Genomic DNA, 21,040 nt, shown 5'->3' on the forward strand with positions numbered 1-21,040 from the left:
ACGGTCAAGCGGTGGCCTCGTCGGCTGCCGACGGGAAAACGAGACCGGACCAGGCCGGCAACGCCAAGGTAACCGGGACAGTCCCCGCAAGAAGAGGCTTGCCCGCGGCAATAGCCTCACCGGCGCGGTCTATGCGGACGATGGCAATGCCTTCATGCCCCACGACTGTGCCGATGGTCCCGATCGGCTTGCCCGCAGCAGTTATCTCGCTTCCGGAGGCAGGTAGCGGCTCTGCGCTGGTCACGGTCACGACGCGACGGCGGGCGGTTCCGCGGTGCTGCATGCGCGACACGACCTCCTGGCCGACATAGCAGCCCTTCCTGAAGGAAAGGCCGCCGTTGATATCCATCAGGACGTCGTGGGGGAAGGCATCCTGCAGGGCGTAATCCAAGCCCGAAACCGCAACCCCGTGGACCGCACGCAGCGCGTCATATGCCGCAGGATCGCTGTCACCATGTCCCCCCACGTTCCGGAAAACTGCAATTCCGGCCTTGGCAAAGCGGCTGTCTTCCCATCCCGGACCGGCGCTGCCGTCATCCCACGAAACCGTAACGCCTTCGCCGTCTGCCTTGAGATCGACGGCGGCGCGCAACTTGTACATGGCCAGTCGCTTCAACAGGGCGTCCCGCTGGCTGCCGTCCGTCTCCATCACATAACTGTCGCCATCCTGCCAGATCATGAAGTCGAACAGGATCTTGCCCTGGGGCGTCAACAAAGCGCCAGGTCGCGCTTCGTCGGTGCCCAGCGACACGATGTCGGTGGTGATCAGGTTCTGCAGGAAGGACTGAGCTTCGGCGCCACTCACCCGGATGAGCGCACGGTCTCTCAGAAAGACGGCTGGCATGGTCGCACCTGTCGCGTTGTTGTCGCTCAGAAGTATGTCTTCGGGAACAGGATCGCAAGCGTCAGTCGCCCGCGGTGAAATACTTCCACTTGCCGTCCGCAGTAATGCCGAGACGGTAAAAATTGTAGCCGCCGAATTCCTGCATGTCGGCCAGGTCACCCGCCGTCACGATACGCAACAGTTCGACGCGTTCCGGCGGCGTGAGGGCCTTGAGATCCTTCTCGGCAAAGTACGGCCAGACGTACATCTCTTCCGCCGTGCCTTGACCGACATGGACGAAACCTGTCGAGATGATATCGAGCATGATCGCCAGGATCTCGTCCCCGTCCGGGTCACCGGAGAGGTCCTTGAGCGCGCTGATCGGGTCGTCCGTCGGCTCGCCGACAGTTACCTGAGTCTGAGTGGCTCCGGTTCCGAGCAACGGACGCAGCCGCTCGAGATCGCCGGACGCAGCCGCTTCGACGATCTGCTCGCGCATGCGCCGAACAGGTTCCGGGACCTTGGTGATATCGTAGATCACGTCCACGGGCTTGGAAGCGTCCTGGGCGCCGGGAGTGGTATCGGAGCCTTGTGTCGCGGGCTTGTCGATCAGCGGGCCGGGCGAAGGAATTCCGGAAGGCGTTGCCGGCGATGTTGCGGGCTTGTTACCGCTTTGACCGGATGCGGCACCGTCGGAAAGGCCGGGCGTCTTCTGCAGTTCGGAGAGGGCTGACGCAGTCGTCGCGCTCAACAAACTGGTGGCGCCGACACTGATTGCAAGCAAAAGCGGCGCGATCGCAGGCCGCGAAGCATTGTCCTTATCGGTGCGCATAAGACTCTCTGTGGCTGTTATTGCAGGGTGCGGCTCGGTGAAAACTCACCGGCCAGCATGCGTTCGCGCAGCGATTCCAGCAAGGCTTCCGCACTGTTTTCGCCGTGAAGGCGAATAGTTTCACGAAGGGCATGAATGATGGCGGTATCGGCGATGATTTCCGGCTCGATGCCATCTGCCATGCCATCGGCCCAAGCTTCATTATGGTACTCCAAGGCCGCCTGCATCTTTTCGTGGACGATCATATCGTCGATGTCATTGAGGCTCGGTTCCATTGTTTTTTCCTCGAACTGCATGCCTTACTGCCTAGTTAACAACTCTATCAGCCTTTTCCCAAAACGACACGTCCGCGAGTGAAAAGAGGTTAATTAAACGTTAATTTCCAAAGCGAGACGTTATTTCTGTGGCAAGTGTTGCACCTTCGTTACGGTAGCGCTCTTCTGCCATGATAGCGGCCGGTGTGCAATCGGTATAAACCGAGGCGAAGGCGCGATAACCGCGATTGAAGGCGGCGGTCAGCTTTTCCTTGCGCTGCGGCTCGTCTTTCGCTTCCGAATCAAGCAGTTGCTGCATGTGCAACCGCCACTTGTCTCCGCTTTCCGCTTTGCACAGCGTCCTTAGGTAGTGCACGGACCCCAGCACTTCGGCGAGGCGAGAGAGTTTTTCGTCATAGGGCACTGTGACCGCTTTTGGTGCAACCGTCTCCGGTAAAGTCGGCGCCATTTGGCCCTGTGCCCGGGCATATATCGGTATCGCCGTGCCGGCGCAGAGAACAACAGACAGGAACACGCGTCGAACGGGAATCATTGAAATAGTTGATACCTTCAGGATGACGGGAACAAGGCATCGCGCCGGATTTCCACTTGCTTATTCTCCCTGCGCTATTCGCTCGGCGCATTCCAGCACGCTCTGTGGCGTAGGAAGCCTCCGGATTTCGTCGACGGTGTACCAGCCAAGCTCAACTGCATCGTCGGCGGCGACGGCAGTGACGGCCTCGTCCGCATCGACGAGAAAGACGGAGAGTAGGAAATGGCTGCGCAAGCTGCCATCCGGGGCATGCGTCTTGAGGTCGTAGGTCGCAAAAGGCCGCGGATCGCGAGCGCAGATGCCCGTCTCTTCCTCGAGTTCGCGCAACGCCGTTTCCGCAGGCGTCTCGCCGGGCTCGGCACGACCGCCAGGGAAAGCGTACATGTCGGCGGACGGCGGATTGCGCCGAAGGACCAGAAGAAATCGTCCTTCGCGCTGCAGGATGGCTGAGGAGGCTGCCGTAGGAACAGAAGTCATGAAGGATACCATTGGTGTCTGGCGATCGGTGCTCTCCTTGCCCCGCGCTCGTTCCACCGGATACTGGGCAGATCGATTCGGGAGGGCTTCGTGACTTATATCATCTACGCAGCCGCTGCCTTCTTCGAGATTGCCGGGTGCTTTGCATTCTGGGCATGGATTAGAATGGCAAGGCCTGTCTGGTGGCTCGCACCGGGAATGGTGTCGCTTGCCCTCTTCGCCTGGCTGCTGACACTGGTGCCGAGCGATGCTGCCGGTCGCACCTTCGCGGCCTACGGCGGTATCTACATCGTCGCCTCGTTGATCTGGCTTTGGCTCGTCGAGAACCGTGTCCCGGATCGATGGGATGTCAGCGGCGCGCTTGTCTGCCTATGCGGCACCGCGATTATCCTCTTTGCTCCGCGAGGCTGAGCCGGCGCTTGACGGGCAAAGGGCAGGGTGCAAAGACATCCCCATGTGTGGACGATATGCGCTGACGGCATCCCCTGAAGAACTGATGGAAATTTTCGGAGTCGTGGACCTCGACGATTTTCCCGCGCGTTACAATATCGCCCCGACGCAGCCGATTCTCGTGGTCGTTTCGGGCGATACGCCGGAAAGAGGGAGCAACCTTCCGGGCCGGCGGGCCGTACTGGTGCGTTGGGGTTTCACGCCCGGCTGGGTAAAGGACCCGAAGGCGTTTCCGCTTCTGATCAACGCCCGCGCCGAGACCGCGATCGGCAAGGCCTCGTTTCGTGCCGCCATGCGGCATCGACGCGTGCTCATTCCCGCCTCCGGCTTCTATGAATGGCATCGGCCGTCCAAGGAGAGCGGTGAAAAGTCCCAACCCTATTGGATCAAGCCCCGGCGTGGTGGCATCGTTGCATTCGCCGGCTTGATGGAAACGTGGTCGTCGGCCGACGGCTCCGAGGTCGATACCGGCGCCATTTTGACCACGGCTGCAAACGCCGCGATCGCGCCAATCCATGATCGAATGCCTGTGGTTATCAAGTCGGAGGATTTTTCCCGCTGGCTCGACTGCAAGACGCAGGAACCGCGCGATGTCGCCGATCTCATGCGTCCGGTCGAGGAGGACTTTTTCGAGGCGGTCCCGGTCTCCGACAGGGTCAACAAGGTTGCCAATATGGGCTCCGATCTGCAGGTGCCCGTCGCCGTCGGGAAGCCGCCGTCGCTGGGAGAGAAGAAGAAGCCGGATGACGGCCAGCTAAGCTTCTTCTGATCCTGTATTCTTGCCTTCCCATTTCCGGAAATTCACATGTTCTCCATCTCGGCCGCACTCTCCGGCTTCTTCCTCGGTGCCTCCCTTATCATCGCAATCGGCGCACAGAACGCCTTCATACTGCGCCAGGGGCTGCTGCGATCGCACGTCTTCGTCCTCTGCCTGATTTGCGCACTGTCCGACGCCCTTCTGATTGCCGCCGGCGTCGCAGGCCTCGGAACGCTGGTCTCCCGGTCGCCCTTGCTGATTTCGGTTGTTACCGTCGGTGGCGCGGTCTTCCTCGGAACCTATGCCGCCATGGCCTTTCGGCGGGCGCTTCATCCAGGCGTAATGCAAGCGGGTGCGCCGCAGGTCCTTGGCCTGAAAGCCGCGGTGGCAACCTGCCTGGCGTTCACGTTTCTCAACCCGCATGTCTATCTGGACACGGTCGTGCTGCTCGGAAGTCTATCTGCAGCCTACGAGGGAACGGATCGCATGGTATACGGCGCCGGAGCGGCCGTGGCATCATTCGTCTGGTTTTTCGGATTGGGGTACGGCGCACGCCTGTTGCAGCCGGTTTTTGCGAAACCCGCCGCATGGCGGGTTCTGGACGTGATTATCGGTTTCGTCATGGGGCTGCTGGCAACGAGCCTGCTCGTCCGGTTTTTCGCGAGCGCCTAGGCGGTTTTCTTGACCAGAGGCGGCTTGCTCTTCAGCATCAAGGCCGCGGCTAGAACGGCCTTAAGGCCGAGCGGGCGGTAGTTTGCGCTGAGATCGGTCGTCTGCGGCTGTTCGGCGCTTGTCTTCTTCGGGGTCACAACTCTCTCCTTACGTGCTGTCCCTAGACTCTTATAATTATTGCTCTTTTGTCTTTAATAGCGACAAAATGGAGGCGAGCCTCATCAGGAATTATGTACGCAAACCATAATTCGCGAGCCTTGAGCCAAGCATTTCGAGTGAGCAGCGCAGGAAAGGGCGCTAGATATGGCGACCGATGTCGTCTTCGCCGACGCCTGGTTCTTCGATCGTCAGCGTGCCGTACTTGCGCTTCCATTTCCGTGCGCCGATCGGCAGCGTCAGCAGGTAGACAACGGCGGTGACGACCATGATCTCCCATGTGAAGCTCGACAGCAGCGCAACATAGAGAACAACGCCGAGCATCATCGGCAACACCAGATCGCGCCTCAACTTGCTGCCCTCGGACTTTCCTGACCAGACGGGTAATCGGCTGATGAGCAGGAATGCGATGAGCACCGTATAGGCGGCGGAAATATAGGCGAAGGTCTTGTCGGTGGTCAGTCCCAGGAAGCCGACGTAAACGGGCAGCAGCACGAGCATGGCGCCAGCCGGAGCTGGAACGCCGACGAAATATTCCGACTGCCACGTCGCCTTGTTTTCGCGCTCGGCCATCACATTGAAACGGGCCAGGCGAAGTCCTGCGGCGATGGCGTAAATGAGCGCGGCGATCCATCCGATCGAGCGAGCCTGGTCGAGCGCGAAGACATAGACCACAAGCGCAGGCGCGACACCGAAGTTGACGATATCGGCGAGCGAATCCATTTGGGCGCCGAACTTCGACGTCGCCTTCATCAAGCGTGCGACGCGGCCGTCGATCCCGTCGAGAAAAGCGGCCAGAAGCACCATGCCCACGGCAAGTTCGTAGCGATTTTCGAAGGCGAGACGAATGCCGGTCAGTCCGGCGCAGATTGCCAGAATGGTGATGAGGTTGGGAACGACCAGCCGAAGTGGTATCTCGCGAAGCCGGGGCCCGCGCGCCGAATCGTCAAGCGGACCGTTCGGTTCGAAAGGCGGGAAGGGCGTTTCCATGTCGCGCTCCAATCGTTCTTAGCTGCGGCGGCTTACGACCGGACCCTTGGCGGAGCCGAACTCGGCAAGCACAGTCTCGCCGGCGACCGCCGTCTGCCCGAGAGTGACACGCGGGGAGGCGCCTGCGGGCAGGAAGACATCGAGGCGGGAGCCGAAGCGGATGAGGCCGAAGCGCTCGCCGGCATCGAGCGGGTCGTTCGCATTTGCCCAGCAAAGAATACGGCGTGCAACGAGACCCGCGATCTGAACGACGCCAATCTGGCCATGTACCGTTTCGATGACGAGGCCATTGCGCTCGTTGTCTTCGCTCGCCTTGTCGAGTTCAGCGTTTACGAAGCTGCCGGAGCGATAGTTGACGCTGACGATGCGGCCACGCATCGGCGCACGGTTCACATGGCAATTGAAGACGTTCATGAAGACCGAGATGCGCAGCATCGGCTCGGAGCCGAGGTTCAGCTCTGCGGGCGGAATAACCATCTGGACAGACGAAACCTTGCCATCGGCCGGCGAAATCACCAGATCGTCGTCCTGCGGCGTCATGCGCTCCGGATCACGGAAGAAATACACGCACCACAGCGTCAGGATCAGGCCGATCCAGAAGAGCGGCTTGAACACCCAGCCCAGAATCAATGAGGCGACGAAGAACGCGGCGATGAAGGGGTAGCCTTCCTTGTGCACCGGAACGATTGTGTTGCGAACCGTATTGAACAAGCTCATGTATGCCGCTCTCCTAGCGTTTTCGTATCCGCTGGTTACAGCGAAACCTTGGCGGGGGCAATGCTGGCGCCCCCTCGTGCACATCTATGGCAGGTTTCTGAACAGCAAATCGCTGACGGGTGTGATCGGGCTGGGTTTCACGTCGCCGGCGCCAGTCTGTCCACGACCCCCATGTCATCGCTTTCGCGTACCTGCTTCAGATGCTCCTCTGCCTGCGTCGCCTCACGCTGGCGGCTCCACATCGAGGCGTAGAGACCGTTTTTCAGAAGAAGCTCCCCATGCGTGCCGCGTTCGGCAATCTCGCCGCTCTTGAGGACGATGATTTCGTCCGCACCGATGACCGTCGACAGTCGGTGCGCGATAACCAGGGTCGTACGATTCTTTGAAACGACGTCGAGCGCAGCTTGGATTTCCCGCTCTGTCGTCGTGTCGAGCGCAGAGGTGGCTTCGTCCAGAATCAGGATCGGCGGCGCCTTGAGTACGGTTCTGGCAATCGCGACACGTTGCTTTTCGCCCCCTGAGAGCTTCAGGCCGCGCTCGCCCACCTTGGTATCGAAGCCTTCAGGGAGAAGGTCGATGAAATGGGCGATCTGGGCGATTTCCGCGGCTGTCTTGACGTCAGCCTCGCTGGCGGACGGGCGGCCGTAGCGAATGTTGTAGGCGACCGTGTCGTTGAACAGAACGGTGTCCTGTGGAACCATGCCGATCACCGTTCTGAGGCTCTTCTGGGTAACCTTGCGAATGTCCTGGCCATCCACCGTGATCGAGCCGCTCTGGATGTCGTAGAAGCGATAAAGCAGGCGCGACAACGTGGATTTGCCGGCGCCGGAAGGTCCGACGACGGCGACCGTTTTTCCGGCCGGCACGTCGAAGGATATCCCCTTCAGGATCGGCCGGGCCGCATCGTAGGCGAAATGGACGTCCCTGAAGGCAATGGCCCCCCGGCCGATGTCCAAGGCAACCGCATCGGGCGCATCCTTCACTTCGGCCTGCACTTCCAGAAGGTCGAACATCTGCTCGATATCGGTCAGGCCCTGCCGGATTTCGCGATAGACGAAGCCGATGAAGTTCAGCGGCACCGAAAGCTGCAGCAGCATGGCGTTGACGAAGACGAAATCGCCGACCGTCTGCTCGCCGCGCTGAACGGCAAGCGCGGACAGGATCAACATGACCGTCGTTCCGAGACCGAAGATGACACCCTGGCCGAAGTTCAGCCAGCCGAGCGATGTCCATACGCTCGTTGCCGCCTTCTCGTAGCGTTCCATTGACGCATCGAAGCGCTTCGCCTCCATCTCCTCGTTGCCGAAATACTTGACGGTCTCGAAGTTGAGCAGCGAGTCGATTGCCTTGGTGTTGGCATCGGTATCGCTGTCGTTCATCGATTTGCGAATGGAGATGCGCCAATCGCTCGCCCGGATGGTGAACCAGATATAGGCCCACACCGTGAAGGCGGTCACCGCGAGGTATGAAAAGCCATAGCCCCACCAGAAGATCACGGCCGTCAGCAGGAATTCTATGAGAGTCGGCACCGAGTTCAGGATCGTGAAGCGCACGATCGTCTCGATGCCCTTCGTGCCGCGTTCGATGATGCGGGAGAGACCGCCGGTCTTGCGCTCGAGGTGAAAGCGAAGCGAGAGCTGGTGCATGTGCACGAACGTCTTGTACGCGAGTTGCCGCACCGCATGCTGTCCCACGCTTGCAAAGAGAGCGTCGCGCATCTGGTTGAGGGCGAGCTGAATGAGACGGGTGAGATTATAGGCGATAACAAGCGCCGTCGCGCCGACGAGCAGGTCCGGCAGCTTGCCGGCAAGATCCATCTTGCCGTTCAGCGCGTCGGTCGACCATTTGAAGAAGTAGGGAACCAGCAGCAGGACGAATTTGGAGACAAGCAGAAAGACCGAAGCCCAGACCACGCGCATCTTCAGATCGGGGCGGCCGGAGGGCCACATGTAGGGCCACAGATTCAGGAGTGTCTGGAGCAGGTTGGAGTCTGAAACCGTCTTGCCGTTTGCCATGCATGTCTCCGGCCCGTAAAGGGCTCTGGCCGTGTCGCGATGTCGGCAAATTGGCAGGGGCGACGTTTGAAAATCCGCCGCCGAACGTGTCGCCGCCACCGCCAGATAGGGTGCCGGCCGGAGCAATACAACAACTGGGCACGACAGGAAAAGACCGGCCGGCTGTCATATTGACCCCGGCCGCTCGCTTGCTGCTTGCTATCGATGCCGGTCCGACATCCGCTTGCGGTGCAATTCCTCGGCGTTCGGCAACACGTCCTTGGGCAGGCCGAAGATCTGGCCCGGCAGAATGCGGTCGGGATTCGTGATCTTGTCCTCGTTCGCCACGTAGATTGTGGTGTAGCGCACACCGGCCCCGTAGATGCGCCGGGAGATCTGCCAAAGCGTGTCGCCACGGCGGATGATGACGGTGTCCTTGCTTTCCTGCAGTGGTGCCTGCTCGATCGTTGCCGGCTGGCCGCTTGCCACTTCGTTGGTCGCCGGTGCGGAAGGAGCCGCAGCGGGCGGGGCAAGGTCAGCGAGCATCGTGCCGAGATCGCCGAGCGCGTTGCCGACTGACTTGGCATCCTTCGGCAGGGCTTGCAGCACCTTCAGTGCGTTGGCGGCTGAAATCGAGGCGCTTGCTGCTCGCTCCTTGAAGTCCGCCGTCGCATCTGCCGCGGCACGGAAATCAATAATCGAGCGCAGCGCGAATTCGTTGGCGGAGCGGGCGGCCGCAAGCTGTTCCGTACCGGGGATACTTCCATCGGCGAACAGGCCGCTCAACAGCGCGAAGGCCTTGCTCAGGTCGTTCTTCAGCTTGCCGAGAGCGCCTTCGTCGAGCGTGGCGGCAGGTGCGGAGCCGTTGGCGTCAGCGGTGCCGCTCTGGGCCGCAACCGTCACCTGGTTTCCTTCAGGTCGATTGAAATTGACCGAGGCGCGAACAGAAACGTTGCCGGCGCTATCCACGACATCGACGCGGATCTTGTGATCGCCGACAGCCAGCGGCATCACGCCGTCGACGACGAAGTGGCCATCGGGGCCGGCGGTCGCCTTGCCGATCAATCGATCATCCGCATAGGCAAGCACCTGTGCCGAAGGCTTTGCCATACCCGCGACGAAAATCTTGTCGCCTTCGATCTCGACTGCGTTCACCATGACGTCGGTGGCAGCCGGAGCGACAGACGTTGGGGCGCCTGTAGCGGGCTGGTTCGATGGCGTTGCCGAAGCCTGATCCGCCGGCGCAGTGTTGCCGGCGCCGCCTGCGACTTCCGTGGTCGGGGCCGTGATCACGCGACTTGCGGTGCCCGGCTTGGAAACCATGGCAAGCAACTCCGAAGCCTTGCCGTCCTTCGGCACCGAAACGGTTGCGACCTCCTCTGAGGTGGAGCTCGTTCCGTCTTTGCCGGTCGCTTTCAGCAGCAGTTGGTGGTCGCCTGCCGAGAGGGGATTGTCGAGCACGACGGCAAAATCGCCCCCGGCGCCGGCCTGTGTGGTGGTGACAACCTTGTCGCCGTCGATAATTTCGATCTTGCTGTTCGGTTCCGCCGATCCCGCGATCACGGTCGAGCCATCCGGCTCGACGCGCAGAACGTCGAACGTCGGAAGCTTCGGGCCGGTATTCGCGGAGGTTTCCGGAGTGGGGTTGGCGGTTCCTTGCGCCCCGCTACCCTGCGTCTGGTTGCCTGCTGCAGGAACTTCAGGTTCCGGCGCGCCGGTCAGTGCCGCTTCTGCCTTTGCAACGGCAGCCGCTGCATCGGCGATGTTCTCGGGTAGCGCTTTGACGATAGCGAGCGCCTTGGCTGCGCCATCCTTCGCCTTCTGAACAGCCGCTGCGGTAACCTGGTTTGTCCCTTCTGGCACGGCAAAATCGGCCAGAGCCTGCAGCGATGTCGTCGCCTTGGACTTGGCGGCTCCGAAAACGTCTTCGGTCGGCCCCTTGCCATCGGCGAAGAGCGCCTTAAGTTCTGTGAGCGCTTGTCCGGCTGCAGCCGTCGCAGCGCCGAGTTCCCGGGTCGTGGCGGCATCGTCCGGCTCTGAGGAGCGCGATGTCTTTGCAGATTCCGTAACTGTATTCTTGACCTCGGAGCCGGCCTGGTTGATTGCATCGCCAACTTTCGCGGCGTCGCCGCCGATGCGGGGCATGACGAAAAAGACCATCAACAGAATTGCGATTACGAGTACTGCAAGGGCCAGCAAGCCGGCACGGTTTTTCATCATTAGGTCTCCCCAGGCGGCAATCTTGCCGGACTTCCTAAAATTGCTAGCGATTCCCGTTGCTTTGCACAAGCAGTCAAACTAGCCATGCAAATGTAAGAAGCAGGTTTTCCGTCATTTTTCTTGACTGGAGGCGGAGAGGATAGTTGTTTGCGACTATGACAGATCAATCTCATTCCGTTCGCTCCATTTGCGTCTATTGCGGCTCGCGCCCCGGTCGCGATCCCAGCCACATGGCCGCTGGCCGTGCTCTCGGCCAGGAAATCGCCGAATACGGCCTGCGCCTCGTCTATGGCGGAGGCACAAAGGGCATCATGGGAGCGGTTGCGAGCGGCACGCTGTCGAACGGCGGTCAGGTGACCGGTATTATTCCCGAATTCCTGATCGACATGGAGGCGACGCGCCACTCTCTCGGCCAGCTCAACGAACTGATTGTAACCCCTGACATGCATGTGCGCAAACACACCATGTTCGAGCGCTCCGATGCATTTGTCGCTCTGCCGGGCGGCATAGGCACGCTTGAGGAAATCATCGAGATCATGACCTGGGCGCAGCTCGGGCGCCATGAAAAGCCGATGGTGTTCGCCAACATCAACGGCTTCTGGGATCCGATGATGGAGCTGCTGCGCCATATGACGGACGAGGGCTTCGTCCATACCGCCCACCGTGTCCAGCCGCTGGTGATCGACAACGTTTCCGAGATAATACCGGCAATCATGGCGAGGGCTGCCGAATTGGCATCGGCCGATCGCGATGGCGAGGAAGCCGTTATCTCGAAGATGTGACGCTCGGCGCTATTGCTCGCGGCTCCCTTTGAGCATCGACCATGTATACAGGACGAGACCGGCCCAGATGAGCGGGAACGCGATCATGCGCGCAGTCCCGAGCGGTTCCTTGAAAAGGAAGACCGCAATCAGGAAGATGATCGTCGGTGCGATGTACTGCATGATTCCGATTGTCGAAAGCCGGAGTAGCTTGGCGCCGTTCGCATAGATCATCAGCGGCACGGCCGTAATGATGCCGCAGCCGAGCAACAACGCGGTATCCGTCATCCCGGTGCGATAGAGGTGCCCTTCGCCGCTGCCGAATTCCAGATAAAGGATATAGATCAGCGCCGGCCCGCTCAGGAGCAGCACTTCCAGGAAGAACCCCTGGTTGGGGCCGAGCGGAAGCGTCTTGCGGAAGAAGGCGTAGAACCCCCAGGTAATCGTGAGCGTGAGCGCCACCCACGGAACGCGTCCGTTGTCGAAGGCGAGGATGACGACCGCAATTCCGGCCAAGGCAATCGCGGCAATCTGGGCGGGACGAAGCTTTTCCTGAAGCAGAACGGCTCCGAGGAAGATGCTGAACAGCGGGTTGATGAAGTAGCCGAGCGCTGCATCGAGCGAGTGCCCGGCGCCGATGGCCCAGACATACGTTCCCCAGTTGATGGTGATGAGCACGGCCGTCAGCGAAGCCATCGCCAGCATCCGCGGCGAGCGCAGTGCCGTGCCGATATCCTGCGTGCGACCGAGAACGAGCAGCACCAGTCCCGCCAGCGGCAGCGACCACAGGATACGGTGCGCGATGACTTCCGCGGGAGAGATATGAGCGACCGCTTTCATGTAGATCGGCAGGAAGCCCCACAACAGGTAGGCCGTCAGCGCGAAGGCAAAACCGCGCGGGCTGTCTTCGTTCTTGATCAGCGGAGCGCTTGCATCTGCGGACATGGGGTGTTTCCATCATTGTTCTAATTATGGAGCCGATTATCGCAACGGCTGTGAATAGGCCAATTCATTTCAGTGAACGGATGCCGGCGCTATGTCACAGCAGGGTGATACAGATGGACACACGAGCACTCGCGATGTGCCGCAGTGCATTTGCCGTTCATATGCTCGCGAAAGAGGGCATTGCGGACGGCGCTCTGCTGCATGCCTTTGCCTCGGTCCCACGGGAGCGCTTTCTCGGACCCCCGCCCTGGAAAATGGCACATTGGGGAGGCTACGTGGACGTTCCCTCGAGCGATCCCGCGGCCGTTTACCAGGATGCGCTGTTTGCCCTCCAGCACGAACGGCAGGTGAATAACGGCAGTCCCAGCCTGCATGCGCGCGGCCTGCACAGGCTCTCGCTTCGGCATGGCGATCGTGTGTGCCACATCGGCGCAGGCAGCGGCTACTACACTGCCCTGATCGCGTCGATCGTCGGTTCCCGCGGCCGCGTTATCGCTGTGGAGTTCGATGATGAGCTTGCGGAACGCGCGAGGGACAATCTCAAGGATTATCCCAACGTCGATATGATCTGCGGCAACGGGCACGAATGGCCACGAGATGTGACCGACGCGATCTATGTGAATTTCGCGGTTCACCGTCCTGCCGATCCATGGATCGAGCGCCTGAACGTCGGCGGGCGATTGATCTTTCCTCTTGGGGTTCCCGATGTCGACGGCGATGGCGGATCGACCGGCCTTTCGTCCTATGCGGGCTTTTTTCTTGTGGAACGCCAACTTCAGGGATACGGGGTCGAGTTTCTTGGTCCTGTCGCCTTTGTTTGGGGAGAGGCGACTACCGGAACCTTCGAAAGCTACCGGACGCTTGAGGCAGCCTTTCGCAAGGGCGGGATGCAAAGCATCCGCGCCTTGCGATGGAAGACGGGTCCCCAGGCGGAGGAATGGTATACGCAGCCGGACTGGGGCCTTGTCAGCGATCCCTAGACGGCGCCCTATTCGGCGGCAATCTTGCCGGCCAGGTGGCGGTTTTTCATCAGCTTGTAGATGACCGAATCCATCAGTGCCTGGAAGGAGGCGTCGATGATGTTCTCGGACACGCCGACGGTCCACCAGCGGACACCGTCGCTGTCTGTCGATTCGATCAGGACCCGCGTGATCGCCTCGGTGCCGCCATTGAGGATACGCACCTTGAAGTCCGCAAGGACAAGGTCGTCGATCTCGTGCTGATATCTGCCGAAGTCTTTGCGCAGCGCCAGGTCGAGGGCGTTGACCGGGCCATCTCCCTCCGCGACCGACATCACCGTATTGCCATCGATGATCAACTTCACGACAGCTTCCGAGACGATCTTCACGCGCCCGTGAGAATCGAAACGCCGCTCGACCATGACGCGAAATCCCTCGACTGCGAAGAATTCCGGGATGGTGCCCAGCGTCCGGCGGGCAAGCAGCTCGAAGCTTGCATCGGCACCTTCGTAGGCATAGCCGGATGCCTCACGTTCCTTGACGAGCGCGATCAGCCGGTCAAGCTTCGGGTCGTCTTTCCCGACTTCGATGCCGCGGCGCTTCAGCGCGTTGATGAAATTCGCCTTTCCGCCCTGATCGGAGACCATGACCTTGCGGAAATTGCCGACGCTTTCCGGTGTCACGTGCTCGTAGGTGCGCGGATCCTTGAGCAGCGCCGAGGCATGGATGCCGGCCTTCGTCGCAAAAGCGGACGCCCCGACGTAGGGCATCTGATGATCCGGCGACCGGTTCAGAAGCTCGTCGAAGGCATGCGAAAGCCGTGTGAGGTTCAACAGCCGGTCGGCATTGATCGAGGTTTCAAACCGGGACGAATAGGTTTCTTTCAGCGCCAGCGTCGGGATCAGCGTCACGAGACTGGCATTGCCGCAGCGCTCGCCGATACCGTTGAGCGTGCCCTGGATCTGCCGCACGCCGGCCTCCACCGCCGCGAGTGAATTGGCGACCGCCTGGCCGGTGTCGTTGTGCGCGTGGATCCCGAGACAGCTGCCGGGAACGCCTTCCGCGATGACGGCTTCGACGATGGCGCGAATCTCCGGCGGCTGCGTTCCACCGTTCGTGTCGCAAAGCACGACCCAGCGGGCACCGGATTCGTATGCGGCCTTGGCGCAGGCGAGCGCATAGGCCGGGTTCGCCTTGTAGCCGTCGAAGAAATGCTCGCAGTCGACCATCGCCTCCTTGCCGGCCCCGACGGCCGCATTGACGCTTTCGGCGATGCTTTCGAGGTTTTCCTCGTTCGTGCAGCCGAGCGCGACCTTGACGTGGTAGTCCCAGCTCTTGGCGACGAAACAGATCGCGTCACTCTTTGCCTGCAACAGGCTCGCCAGCCCCGGATCGTTGGAAGCGGAAACGCCGGCGCGCTTGGTCATGCCGAAGGCCACGAAAGAGGCCCCGATCGTCCGCTTTTCACTGAAAAATACCGTGTCGGTAGGGTTCGCGCCGGGGTAGCCACCCTCGACGTAGTCAAGGCCGAATTCGTCCAGCAGGGTGGCGATTGCAATCTTGTCCTCGACCGAAAAATCGATACCGGGCGTCTGTTGCCCGTCGCGGAGCGTCGTGTCGAAGAGGTAGATCTTTTCGCGTGTCATGGTGTTCATCTCGTCGCGGCCTTGCGGCTCGTTATTGTTTTCCGGCAAACGCGTCCGTCGCGCGGATCAGCCTGTCGAGAATGCCGGGCTCCGAATAGGCATGGCCTGCGCCTTCGATCAGGTGGAAATCCGCCTTCGGCCAAGCCTTGTGGAGCGCCCATGCATAGCGCGCCGGGCAGGGCATGTCGTAGCGGCCATGCACGATCACCCCGGGAATATCCTTCAGCTTGCCGGCATCACGAAGAAGCTGCCCTTCATCCATCCAGCCTGCATTGACGAAGAAATGGTTCTCGATACGGGCAAAGGCGTATGCGAACTCGGCGTCCTCGAACTTGCCGCTCGTCGCAGGCTCCGGCAGCAGCGTGATCGTCTCGCCTTCCCAGATGCTCCAGGCCTTGGCGGCTTCGAGGCGCACGGCCTTGTCGGCATGCGTCAGGCGTCTGTGGTAGGCCAACATCATCTCATGGCGTTCTTCCGGTGGGATCGGCGCGATGAAGCGCTCCCACTTGTCGGGAAACATCTCGGAGACGCCGAACTGATAGTACCAGTCGAGTTCCGCTTTCGTGAGCGTATAGATGCCCCGCACGATCAGTTCGGACACGCGCTCGGGATGTTTTTCAGCATAGGCAAGCGCCAGCGTCGAACCCCACGAACCGCCGAAGACCTGCCACGTCTTGGCACCGGCCATTTCGCGCAGCCGCTCGATATCGGCGACCAGATCCCATGTGGTGTTGGCGTTGAGGTCGGCATGAGGCGTGGACTTGCCGCAACCACGCTGGTCGAACAGCGTGACGTCATAGAGGTTCGGATCGAAAAGCTGGCGATGGCTGGCCGAAAATCCGCCGCCGGGACCACCATGGAGGAATACCGCCGGCTTGGCGCCGGGCGTGCCGGAGCGCTCCCAATAGATCACGTGGCCGTCGCCGACATCGAGGTGACCGGAAGCATAGGGTTCGATCGCGGGATAGAGCGTACGCAGGACTTCAGTCATATCTTCACGCCTTCGGCTGGCCAAATATTTGTATCATGGTCGGGATGCTGGAAGGAGATGATCGCCTCCTGCTGCGCATAGAAATCAGGGTCGGTGTGAACAGGCTGGTCGAAGATCGTCTCGACCCACGGGATACGCGCGCCGTAATTCACCTGGATCTGCGGTGCCAGATCGCTGCGGTCGTCGAACGTACCGATTGCCAGCTCCAGCCCGCCGGGATGCCGGTAGGTCATGGGCGTGCCGCAGTTCCTGCAGAAACCACGCTCGATATTGATGGAAGACTGGAAATAGGTGGGCTCGCCACGCGTCCATTCCATCCCCTCGTCAGGCGTCGTCACCAGCGCCGAGAAGAAGCCACCGAACTGTTTCTGGCACATGCGGCAATGGCAGATCGATGGTCGCCCGAGCTTGCCGGCGATGCGGAAGCGCACGGCGCCGCATTGGCAGCCGCCGGTTCGGATGGGTTCGCTCATGATGATGCTCCGCTTGGCCAGTGGGTTGTGTCGTGATCGGGGTGCTGGTGATTGGTTGCCGCAATCGCGTCTTCTCTATCGGACGTCTCCGCGTCGGGTTCGATGGGCAAACCGTCAAGCTCCTGAAACCAGATCATTTTGCGTCCGGTGTTCGACTGCATGACCGGTTTCACGCTGTTCGGCTCGTCAAGCGAACCAAGCACGATGCTGATGAAATCGGCGTCGGGAACGTCGTAGAAAAGGGGCGTCCCGCACGCGCCGCAGAAGCCCCGCCGGACAACGTCCGACGAATGAAACCACGTGGGTGTTCCGCGCGTCAGCGCGAAGTCCGTTCGCCGCGCGGCGGCAAGCGGCATGAAATAGTTTCCGGCGGCCTTCTGGCACATGCGGCAATGGCACAGATGCGGATAGGCGAGCTCGCCGGCGGCGCGATAGCGAACTGCGCCGCATTGGCATCCTCCACCAAGAGCTGCGGGCGTGGTCACGAGCGCTCCTCTTCGGGCCAAACGGACGTGTCGTGATCGGGATGCTGATAGGAGACGATTTCAAGCACGAACGGTGCCGCCTCGGCGTCCTCTTCGGTTAGGCGCGCGGGAAGTTCGTGCAGGTGGTCGACAAACCCGATCTTGCCCTCGGTTCCAAACTGGATGACGGGCGGCAGGGCAGCCGGATCGTCGAACGCTCCGGCTGCGATTGCGATACCGTCCGGCGCCTCATAGGTCAGCGGCGTGCCGCAATCGCCGCAGAAGCCGCGCTCGACATAATTGGACGAGCGAAACGTCTTGCGCTCGCCGCGCGTCCATTCCAACTCCGCATCCCGCACGGATACGAGCGGCGCGTAGTAGGCACCGAAGGCCTTCTGGCACATGCGGCAATGACAGATCGACGAATCCTTCAACGTACCGCGAACGTGAAAGCGGACTGCTCCACATTGGCATCCGCCGGCATAGATGGTCATCGGCGATCCCTCCGTTGGAGCAGGCGAGAAGGCTCTTTCCAACCCTCTCCGCAAGGGAGAGGGCCAACCCGTCGCAGAAATCGAGGCGCTGCGGTGTAGCCTCGCCCTCTTGTGTGGGAAAGGGTCTCAACAAAATCCAGTCTCACCGCTTCAGCTCCCATTTCGTCAAGCGCTCCCCGGTCGATGCATCCTTGCCGTCCTTGAGCTGGATGCCCTCTGCCAGCAGCGTGTCGCGAATGCTGTCCGCCTCGGCAAAGTTCTTCGCCTTCAACAGTTCCAGCCTCGCCTTGACGCGCCTGTCGATCTCGATGGCGACAGCCTCGTCGATTTCGGCAGCTTGCGGGAGGACACCGAGCAACGCGGCGCTTGCCGCAAAGGTCGCGTGATCGCCAGCGTGTGCAAGCGCGTGAAGCGCCTGGATCGCCGCGACCGTATTCAGGTCGTCGGCGAGCGCGTCGACAACAGCCGGATCGGGCTTCGCACCACCCGCTTCGGCTGCCGGCCACTTGGAAAGCAGCCGCTCCGCTTCTTCCAGCCGCTTGATCGAGAAGTCGATCGGTTCCCGGTAGTGCGTCATCAGCATCGCAAGACGCAGCACTTCGCCGGGCCACCGCCGTCCGCCGAATTTCTCGGTGTGCAGCAATTCGTAGATCGTGACGAAATTGCCCTCGGATTTCGACATCTTGCGGCCCTCGACCTGCAGGAAGCCATTGTGCATCCAGACATTCGCCATGACCTTGGTGCCATGGGCGCAGCGCGATTGCGCGATCTCGTTCTCGTGGTGCGGGAAGATCAGGTCCAGTCCACCGCCATGGATGTCGAAGACATCGCCGAGGTAGCGTCCGCTCATGGCAGAGCATTCGATATGCCAGCCTGGACGACCGCGGCCCCACGGGCTTTCCCAGCCGGGTTCGCTTTCGCTCGACAGTTTCCAGAGCACGAAGTCGCCGGGATTCTTCTTGTGCGCATCGACGGCAATGCGGGCACCCGCCTGCTGCTCATCGAGGTTGCGCTTGGAAAGCTGGCCGTATTCCGCCATCGACTTGGTATCGAACAGAACTTCGCCGGCTGCCTTGTAGGCATGGTCGTTTGCGATCAGCTTCTCGATGATCGCGATCATTTCGGCGATATTGTCGGTCGCTCGCGGCTGCACGGTCGGCTCGAGGCAACCGAGCGACGCAGCATCGTCCAGAAACTGTTTCTCGGTCTTCTCGGTGACGGCCCGGATCGCCTCGTTGAGCGACAGGCCGGGATAGTCCCGCAACGCCCGGGCATTGATCTTGTCGTCGACGTCGGTGATGTTGCGTGCATACGTCACGCGATCACTGCCATAGACGTGGTTCAACAGCCGGAACAGCACGTCGAAGACGATGACCGGGCGCGCATTGCCGATGTGGGCGAAGTCATAGACGGTCGGGCCGCAGACATACATGCGGACATTCTGCGGATCGATCGGCGCAAAGGCCGCCTTCTCGCGCGTCAGCGTGTTGTACAGCTTGAGTTCCGGCGTCTTCGATTCCGGCTGACCGGCCATGTCTACTCTCCCAAAATGCAATGATCCGAAAAAATACTTCCACCGGCGGGCCGGGGCGTTTCTCATCTTGGACTTTTAGGAGACGAAAACGGCCAGGCCAGCGCGCGCGCTAGCGAATAATCTTCCGGCAGATGATGCAGGTAACCGTTTTCATGGCGCGTTTTATGGCCCGGCTTTGGCGTTTGGTCAAGGGGTGAGACGCGGTCCGGCGCAGCCGGAGCGTTGCTCCCGTGAAACGATTGCAACACGGAACGCCAGAAGAGAAAGTGTGGAGCTGAGACGTCGCCCGCGTTACGCCGACCACACACTGCTGGGCAACAACTGAACACGGCTCGAGGAATTCGCGTGAAGCCACTGTATGCAGCCATCGCAGCCATTGCCATCTTGGCAGTCGCGTTCGCATCGTACCTCGCATACGATCGCGCCATGGCTCCTTTCGCTCCTCCATCGCTCGAAGACTATCCCCTGCAGGGAATCGATGTCAGCCACCACCAGGGCAGCATCGACTGGAAGAAGCTCGCCGCGCAGGCGAATGTCCGCTTCGTCATCATGAAGGCGACGGAGGGCGGCGATCACAGGGATACGCGGTTTGCAGAGAACTGGCAGGCGGCAAAGGAGGCGGGCATCGTGCGCGGTGCCTATCACTTCTTCACCTTCTGCCGCCCCGGCCGCGAGCAGGCGCAGAACGTGCTCGCAACTGTGCCCGCGGAGGCGGGAACGTTGCCGATTGCGATCGACCTGGAGTTCACCGGCAACTGCGGCAAGGTTCCGACACGCGAAGAGCTGAGCGCGGAGATCGTTTCTTTCCTCGCCGAATTGAAGGGCACCTATCGGGGCAAGCCGATCTTCTACCTCAACCAGCAATTCTTCGACCAGTATCTGAAGGGAAACGAAGCCGGCTTTCCCGATCACTATCTCTGGCTGCGAAGCATCGCGGAAGAGCCGGGTCGGGGAGGTTGCCGTCAGTGGTCGATATGGCAATTTGCCGACAACGGCGCGTTGGACGGCATCGAGGGGCCGGTCGACCTCAATGCCCTATGTCCATCGGAAACAGATTTCGCCCACCTGTTCCAGACGCCGGCCGCTGAACAGGCAGAGGATTATTCGGGCAGCCGGTAGTCTGCGAGTTTGCTTTCGCGCACGATGTACAGCTTGCCGGTCTCGGTCACATCGGGTCCCACCAGCGGCAGGATCGCCTTCGCGATTTCGGACGGGTGTGGCAGGGTCTCGGGGTTTTCGCCCGGAACGGCCTGCGCGCGCATAGCGGTTCGCGTAGCACCCGGGTCGACGCTTGTGATGCGAAGCGGCGTGCTCTGGCTCTCTCCAGCCCAGGTGCGCGCAAGCGCCTCGACGGCGGCCTTGGAGGCGGAGTAGGGACCCCAGAACGGACGGCATTTGTGGGCGGCAGCCGATGAGAGGATGACGGCACGGCCGGCATCAGAGCGCGCGAGAAGCGGATCGACCGAGCGGATCAGTCGCCACGTGGCCGTCACGTTGATGGTCATCACCTTGTCGAACGTCTTCGCCTCGATGTGGCCGATCGGCGAGATGACGCCAAGCACGCCGGCATTGGCGACGAGGATGTCGAGTTTGCCCCAGCGCTCAAAGATCGAGGCGCCGAGGGCGTCGATGGCGTTCATGTCGGCGAGGTCGAAGGGAACGAGCGTCGCGGAACCGCCGACCGCCTTGATGGCGTCGTCCAGATCCTCAAGGCCGCCGACGGTGCGGGCGCAGGCGATCACATGTGCTCCGGCCTTGGCCAGCTCCAGTGCCGTGAAGTAGCCGATACCGCGCGACGCACCGGTGACGAGTGCGATGCGGTTCTTTAGCTCGATGGTCATGGTCATATCGTCCGTGTCTGTTGCGCGGAAAAGCATT

24 protein-coding genes are annotated in these 21,040 nt (G+C 61.1%); 6 read left to right on the forward strand and 18 right to left on the reverse strand.

Annotation, left to right across the window (positions count from 1 at the left end):
* Positions 1–4: 4 nt before the first annotated feature.
* The 5 genes from ygfZ to ASC97_RS29770 all read right to left on the reverse strand — a co-directional run bounded on the left by ygfZ (position 5) and on the right by ASC97_RS29770 (position 2,939).
* Positions 5–844, reverse strand: a complete 840-nt coding sequence (gene ygfZ / locus ASC97_RS29750; protein WP_057471932.1) for a CAF17-like 4Fe-4S cluster assembly/insertion protein YgfZ — start codon at positions 842–844, stop codon at positions 5–7.
* A gap of 61 nt (positions 845–905) precedes the next feature.
* A complete protein-coding gene (locus ASC97_RS29755; RefSeq protein ID WP_057471933.1) occupies positions 906–1,655 on the reverse strand; it encodes a hypothetical protein in 750 nt (249 codons plus the stop codon).
* Between the two features lie 17 nt (positions 1,656–1,672).
* Positions 1,673–1,930, reverse strand: a complete 258-nt coding sequence (locus ASC97_RS29760; RefSeq protein ID WP_037063989.1) for a hypothetical protein — start codon at positions 1,928–1,930, stop codon at positions 1,673–1,675.
* Positions 1,931–2,030: 100 nt separating this feature from the next.
* Entirely contained in the window at positions 2,031–2,486 is a 456-nt protein-coding gene (locus ASC97_RS29765) for a TIGR02301 family protein (protein ID WP_200959570.1), read from the reverse strand.
* A 36-nt stretch (positions 2,487–2,522) separates the two neighbouring features.
* Positions 2,523–2,939 carry an NUDIX hydrolase gene (locus tag ASC97_RS29770; protein WP_057472080.1) on the reverse strand — a complete coding sequence of 139 codons (417 nt, stop codon included), beginning with the start codon at positions 2,937–2,939 and terminating at the stop codon, positions 2,523–2,525.
* Positions 2,940–3,029: 90 nt separating this feature from the next.
* Between ASC97_RS29770 and ASC97_RS29775 the strand changes: the two genes are divergently transcribed.
* From ASC97_RS29775 to ASC97_RS29785, 3 genes are read left to right on the forward strand one after another with little or no spacing between them, the layout of a single operon-like run.
* The gene (locus tag ASC97_RS29775; RefSeq protein WP_057471935.1) at positions 3,030–3,350 is read left to right on the forward strand and encodes a YnfA family protein; all 321 of its coding nucleotides are present in this window, start codon (positions 3,030–3,032) and stop codon (positions 3,348–3,350) included.
* Between the two features lie 43 nt (positions 3,351–3,393).
* The gene (locus tag ASC97_RS29780) at positions 3,394–4,158 is read left to right on the forward strand and encodes an SOS response-associated peptidase (protein WP_057471936.1); all 765 of its coding nucleotides are present in this window, start codon (positions 3,394–3,396) and stop codon (positions 4,156–4,158) included.
* Between the two features lie 36 nt (positions 4,159–4,194).
* Positions 4,195–4,818: a LysE/ArgO family amino acid transporter gene (locus ASC97_RS29785; protein ID WP_057471937.1), complete on the forward strand. Its 624-nt coding sequence runs from the start codon at positions 4,195–4,197 to the stop codon at positions 4,816–4,818.
* Here ASC97_RS29785 and ASC97_RS34830 read toward each other — a convergent pair.
* From ASC97_RS34830 to ASC97_RS29805, 5 genes are all read right to left on the reverse strand, one after another.
* Positions 4,815–4,955 carry a hypothetical protein gene (locus ASC97_RS34830; protein WP_200959566.1) on the reverse strand — a complete coding sequence of 47 codons (141 nt, stop codon included), beginning with the start codon at positions 4,953–4,955 and terminating at the stop codon, positions 4,815–4,817. The genes ASC97_RS29785 and ASC97_RS34830 overlap by 4 nt on opposite strands.
* Before the next feature lie 160 nt (positions 4,956–5,115).
* Positions 5,116–5,964, reverse strand: a complete 849-nt coding sequence (gene pssA, locus ASC97_RS29790) for a CDP-diacylglycerol--serine O-phosphatidyltransferase (RefSeq protein ID WP_057471938.1) — start codon at positions 5,962–5,964, stop codon at positions 5,116–5,118.
* Positions 5,965–5,982: 18 nt separating this feature from the next.
* On the reverse strand, positions 5,983–6,765 hold the full coding sequence (locus ASC97_RS29795; protein WP_274534189.1) for a phosphatidylserine decarboxylase: 783 nt from the start codon (positions 6,763–6,765) through the stop codon (positions 5,983–5,985).
* 53 nt (positions 6,766–6,818) lie between these two features.
* Positions 6,819–8,696, reverse strand: a complete 1,878-nt coding sequence (locus ASC97_RS29800; protein ID WP_057471940.1) for an ABCB family ABC transporter ATP-binding protein/permease — start codon at positions 8,694–8,696, stop codon at positions 6,819–6,821.
* 198 nt (positions 8,697–8,894) lie between these two features.
* Positions 8,895–10,895, reverse strand: coding sequence for a LysM peptidoglycan-binding domain-containing protein (locus ASC97_RS29805; protein WP_057471941.1), 2,001 nt, complete (start codon positions 10,893–10,895; stop codon positions 8,895–8,897).
* A 155-nt stretch (positions 10,896–11,050) separates the two neighbouring features.
* Between ASC97_RS29805 and ASC97_RS29810 the strand changes: the two genes are divergently transcribed.
* Positions 11,051–11,677, forward strand: a complete 627-nt coding sequence (locus ASC97_RS29810) for a TIGR00730 family Rossman fold protein (protein WP_057471942.1) — start codon at positions 11,051–11,053, stop codon at positions 11,675–11,677.
* A 9-nt stretch (positions 11,678–11,686) separates the two neighbouring features.
* Here ASC97_RS29810 and rarD read toward each other — a convergent pair whose 3' ends face one another.
* The gene (gene rarD, locus ASC97_RS29815; protein WP_057471943.1) at positions 11,687–12,601 is read right to left on the reverse strand and encodes an EamA family transporter RarD; all 915 of its coding nucleotides are present in this window, start codon (positions 12,599–12,601) and stop codon (positions 11,687–11,689) included.
* Positions 12,602–12,714: 113 nt separating this feature from the next.
* Here rarD and ASC97_RS29820 point away from each other — a divergent pair, with 113 nt between their 5' ends.
* Complete coding sequence (locus ASC97_RS29820; protein ID WP_057471944.1) at positions 12,715–13,581, forward strand: protein-L-isoaspartate O-methyltransferase family protein; 867 nt, start codon at positions 12,715–12,717, stop codon at positions 13,579–13,581.
* Between the two features lie 8 nt (positions 13,582–13,589).
* On the opposite strand, the gene cimA is transcribed toward ASC97_RS29820, so the two are convergent.
* From cimA to cysS, 6 genes are all read right to left on the reverse strand, one after another.
* Positions 13,590–15,206 (reverse strand): citramalate synthase, encoded by a 1,617-nt coding sequence (gene cimA / locus ASC97_RS29825; protein ID WP_057472081.1) that lies wholly within the window; start codon positions 15,204–15,206, stop codon positions 13,590–13,592.
* A gap of 31 nt (positions 15,207–15,237) precedes the next feature.
* Positions 15,238–16,197, reverse strand: a complete 960-nt coding sequence (pip, locus tag ASC97_RS29830) for a prolyl aminopeptidase (protein WP_057471945.1) — start codon at positions 16,195–16,197, stop codon at positions 15,238–15,240.
* Entirely contained in the window at positions 16,194–16,670 is a 477-nt protein-coding gene (locus ASC97_RS29835) for a GFA family protein (protein ID WP_057471946.1), read from the reverse strand. The genes pip and ASC97_RS29835 overlap by 4 nt, the downstream gene beginning before the upstream one ends.
* Positions 16,667–17,155 (reverse strand): GFA family protein, encoded by a 489-nt coding sequence (locus tag ASC97_RS29840; RefSeq protein WP_057471947.1) that lies wholly within the window; start codon positions 17,153–17,155, stop codon positions 16,667–16,669. The genes ASC97_RS29835 and ASC97_RS29840 overlap by 4 nt, the downstream gene beginning before the upstream one ends.
* The gene (locus ASC97_RS29845; protein WP_057471948.1) at positions 17,152–17,628 is read right to left on the reverse strand and encodes a GFA family protein; all 477 of its coding nucleotides are present in this window, start codon (positions 17,626–17,628) and stop codon (positions 17,152–17,154) included. The genes ASC97_RS29840 and ASC97_RS29845 overlap by 4 nt, the downstream gene beginning before the upstream one ends.
* A gap of 142 nt (positions 17,629–17,770) precedes the next feature.
* Positions 17,771–19,162 (reverse strand): cysteine--tRNA ligase, encoded by a 1,392-nt coding sequence (gene cysS / locus ASC97_RS29850; RefSeq protein WP_057471949.1) that lies wholly within the window; start codon positions 19,160–19,162, stop codon positions 17,771–17,773.
* Between the two features lie 426 nt (positions 19,163–19,588).
* Between cysS and ASC97_RS29855 the strand changes: the two genes are divergently transcribed.
* A complete protein-coding gene (locus ASC97_RS29855) occupies positions 19,589–20,281 on the forward strand; it encodes a glycoside hydrolase family 25 protein (protein WP_082530233.1) in 693 nt (230 codons plus the stop codon).
* On the opposite strand, the gene ASC97_RS29860 is transcribed toward ASC97_RS29855, so the two are convergent.
* On the reverse strand, positions 20,263–21,003 hold the full coding sequence (locus ASC97_RS29860) for an SDR family NAD(P)-dependent oxidoreductase (RefSeq protein ID WP_057472082.1): 741 nt from the start codon (positions 21,001–21,003) through the stop codon (positions 20,263–20,265). The two genes, ASC97_RS29855 and ASC97_RS29860, sit on opposite strands and share 19 nt — an antisense overlap.
* Positions 21,004–21,040 lie beyond the last annotated feature (37 nt).

The organism is Rhizobium sp. Root1203 (assembly GCF_001424945.1).
Classification (GTDB): domain Bacteria; phylum Pseudomonadota; class Alphaproteobacteria; order Rhizobiales; family Rhizobiaceae; genus Rhizobium.

Excerpts from the sequence above, each read along its gene's own strand:
- ASC97_RS29810 (WP_057471942.1), top strand. The coding sequence starts at position 11,051 with ATGACAGATCAATCTCATTCCGTTCGCTCCATTTGCGTCTATTGCGGC.
- pssA (WP_057471938.1), bottom strand. The coding sequence starts at position 5,964 with ATGGAAACGCCCTTCCCGCCTTTCGAACCGAACGGTCCGCTTGACGAT.
- ASC97_RS29785 (WP_057471937.1), top strand. The coding sequence starts at position 4,195 with ATGTTCTCCATCTCGGCCGCACTCTCCGGCTTCTTCCTCGGTGCCTCC.
- ASC97_RS29760 (WP_037063989.1), bottom strand. The coding sequence starts at position 1,930 with ATGGAACCGAGCCTCAATGACATCGACGATATGATCGTCCACGAAAAG.
- ygfZ (WP_057471932.1), bottom strand. The coding sequence starts at position 844 with ATGCCAGCCGTCTTTCTGAGAGACCGTGCGCTCATCCGGGTGAGTGGC.
- ASC97_RS29860 (WP_057472082.1), bottom strand. The coding sequence starts at position 21,003 with ATGACCATCGAGCTAAAGAACCGCATCGCACTCGTCACCGGTGCGTCG.
- cimA (WP_057472081.1), bottom strand. The coding sequence starts at position 15,206 with ATGACACGCGAAAAGATCTACCTCTTCGACACGACGCTCCGCGACGGG.
- ASC97_RS29820 (WP_057471944.1), top strand. The coding sequence starts at position 12,715 with ATGGACACACGAGCACTCGCGATGTGCCGCAGTGCATTTGCCGTTCAT.
- ASC97_RS29795 (WP_274534189.1), bottom strand. The coding sequence starts at position 6,765 with ATGTGCACGAGGGGGCGCCAGCATTGCCCCCGCCAAGGTTTCGCTGTA.
- ASC97_RS29835 (WP_057471946.1), bottom strand. The coding sequence starts at position 16,670 with ATGAGCGAACCCATCCGAACCGGCGGCTGCCAATGCGGCGCCGTGCGC.
- ASC97_RS29780 (WP_057471936.1), top strand. The coding sequence starts at position 3,394 with ATGTGTGGACGATATGCGCTGACGGCATCCCCTGAAGAACTGATGGAA.
- ASC97_RS29845 (WP_057471948.1), bottom strand. The coding sequence starts at position 17,628 with ATGACCATCTATGCCGGCGGATGCCAATGTGGAGCAGTCCGCTTTCAC.
- pip (WP_057471945.1), bottom strand. The coding sequence starts at position 16,197 with ATGACTGAAGTCCTGCGTACGCTCTATCCCGCGATCGAACCCTATGCT.
- ASC97_RS29755 (WP_057471933.1), bottom strand. The coding sequence starts at position 1,655 with ATGCGCACCGATAAGGACAATGCTTCGCGGCCTGCGATCGCGCCGCTT.
- cysS (WP_057471949.1), bottom strand. The coding sequence starts at position 19,162 with ATGGCCGGTCAGCCGGAATCGAAGACGCCGGAACTCAAGCTGTACAAC.
- ASC97_RS29805 (WP_057471941.1), bottom strand. The coding sequence starts at position 10,895 with ATGATGAAAAACCGTGCCGGCTTGCTGGCCCTTGCAGTACTCGTAATC.
- rarD (WP_057471943.1), bottom strand. The coding sequence starts at position 12,601 with ATGTCCGCAGATGCAAGCGCTCCGCTGATCAAGAACGAAGACAGCCCG.
- ASC97_RS29800 (WP_057471940.1), bottom strand. The coding sequence starts at position 8,696 with ATGGCAAACGGCAAGACGGTTTCAGACTCCAACCTGCTCCAGACACTC.
- ASC97_RS29770 (WP_057472080.1), bottom strand. The coding sequence starts at position 2,939 with ATGACTTCTGTTCCTACGGCAGCCTCCTCAGCCATCCTGCAGCGCGAA.
- ASC97_RS29855 (WP_082530233.1), top strand. The coding sequence starts at position 19,589 with ATGGCTCCTTTCGCTCCTCCATCGCTCGAAGACTATCCCCTGCAGGGA.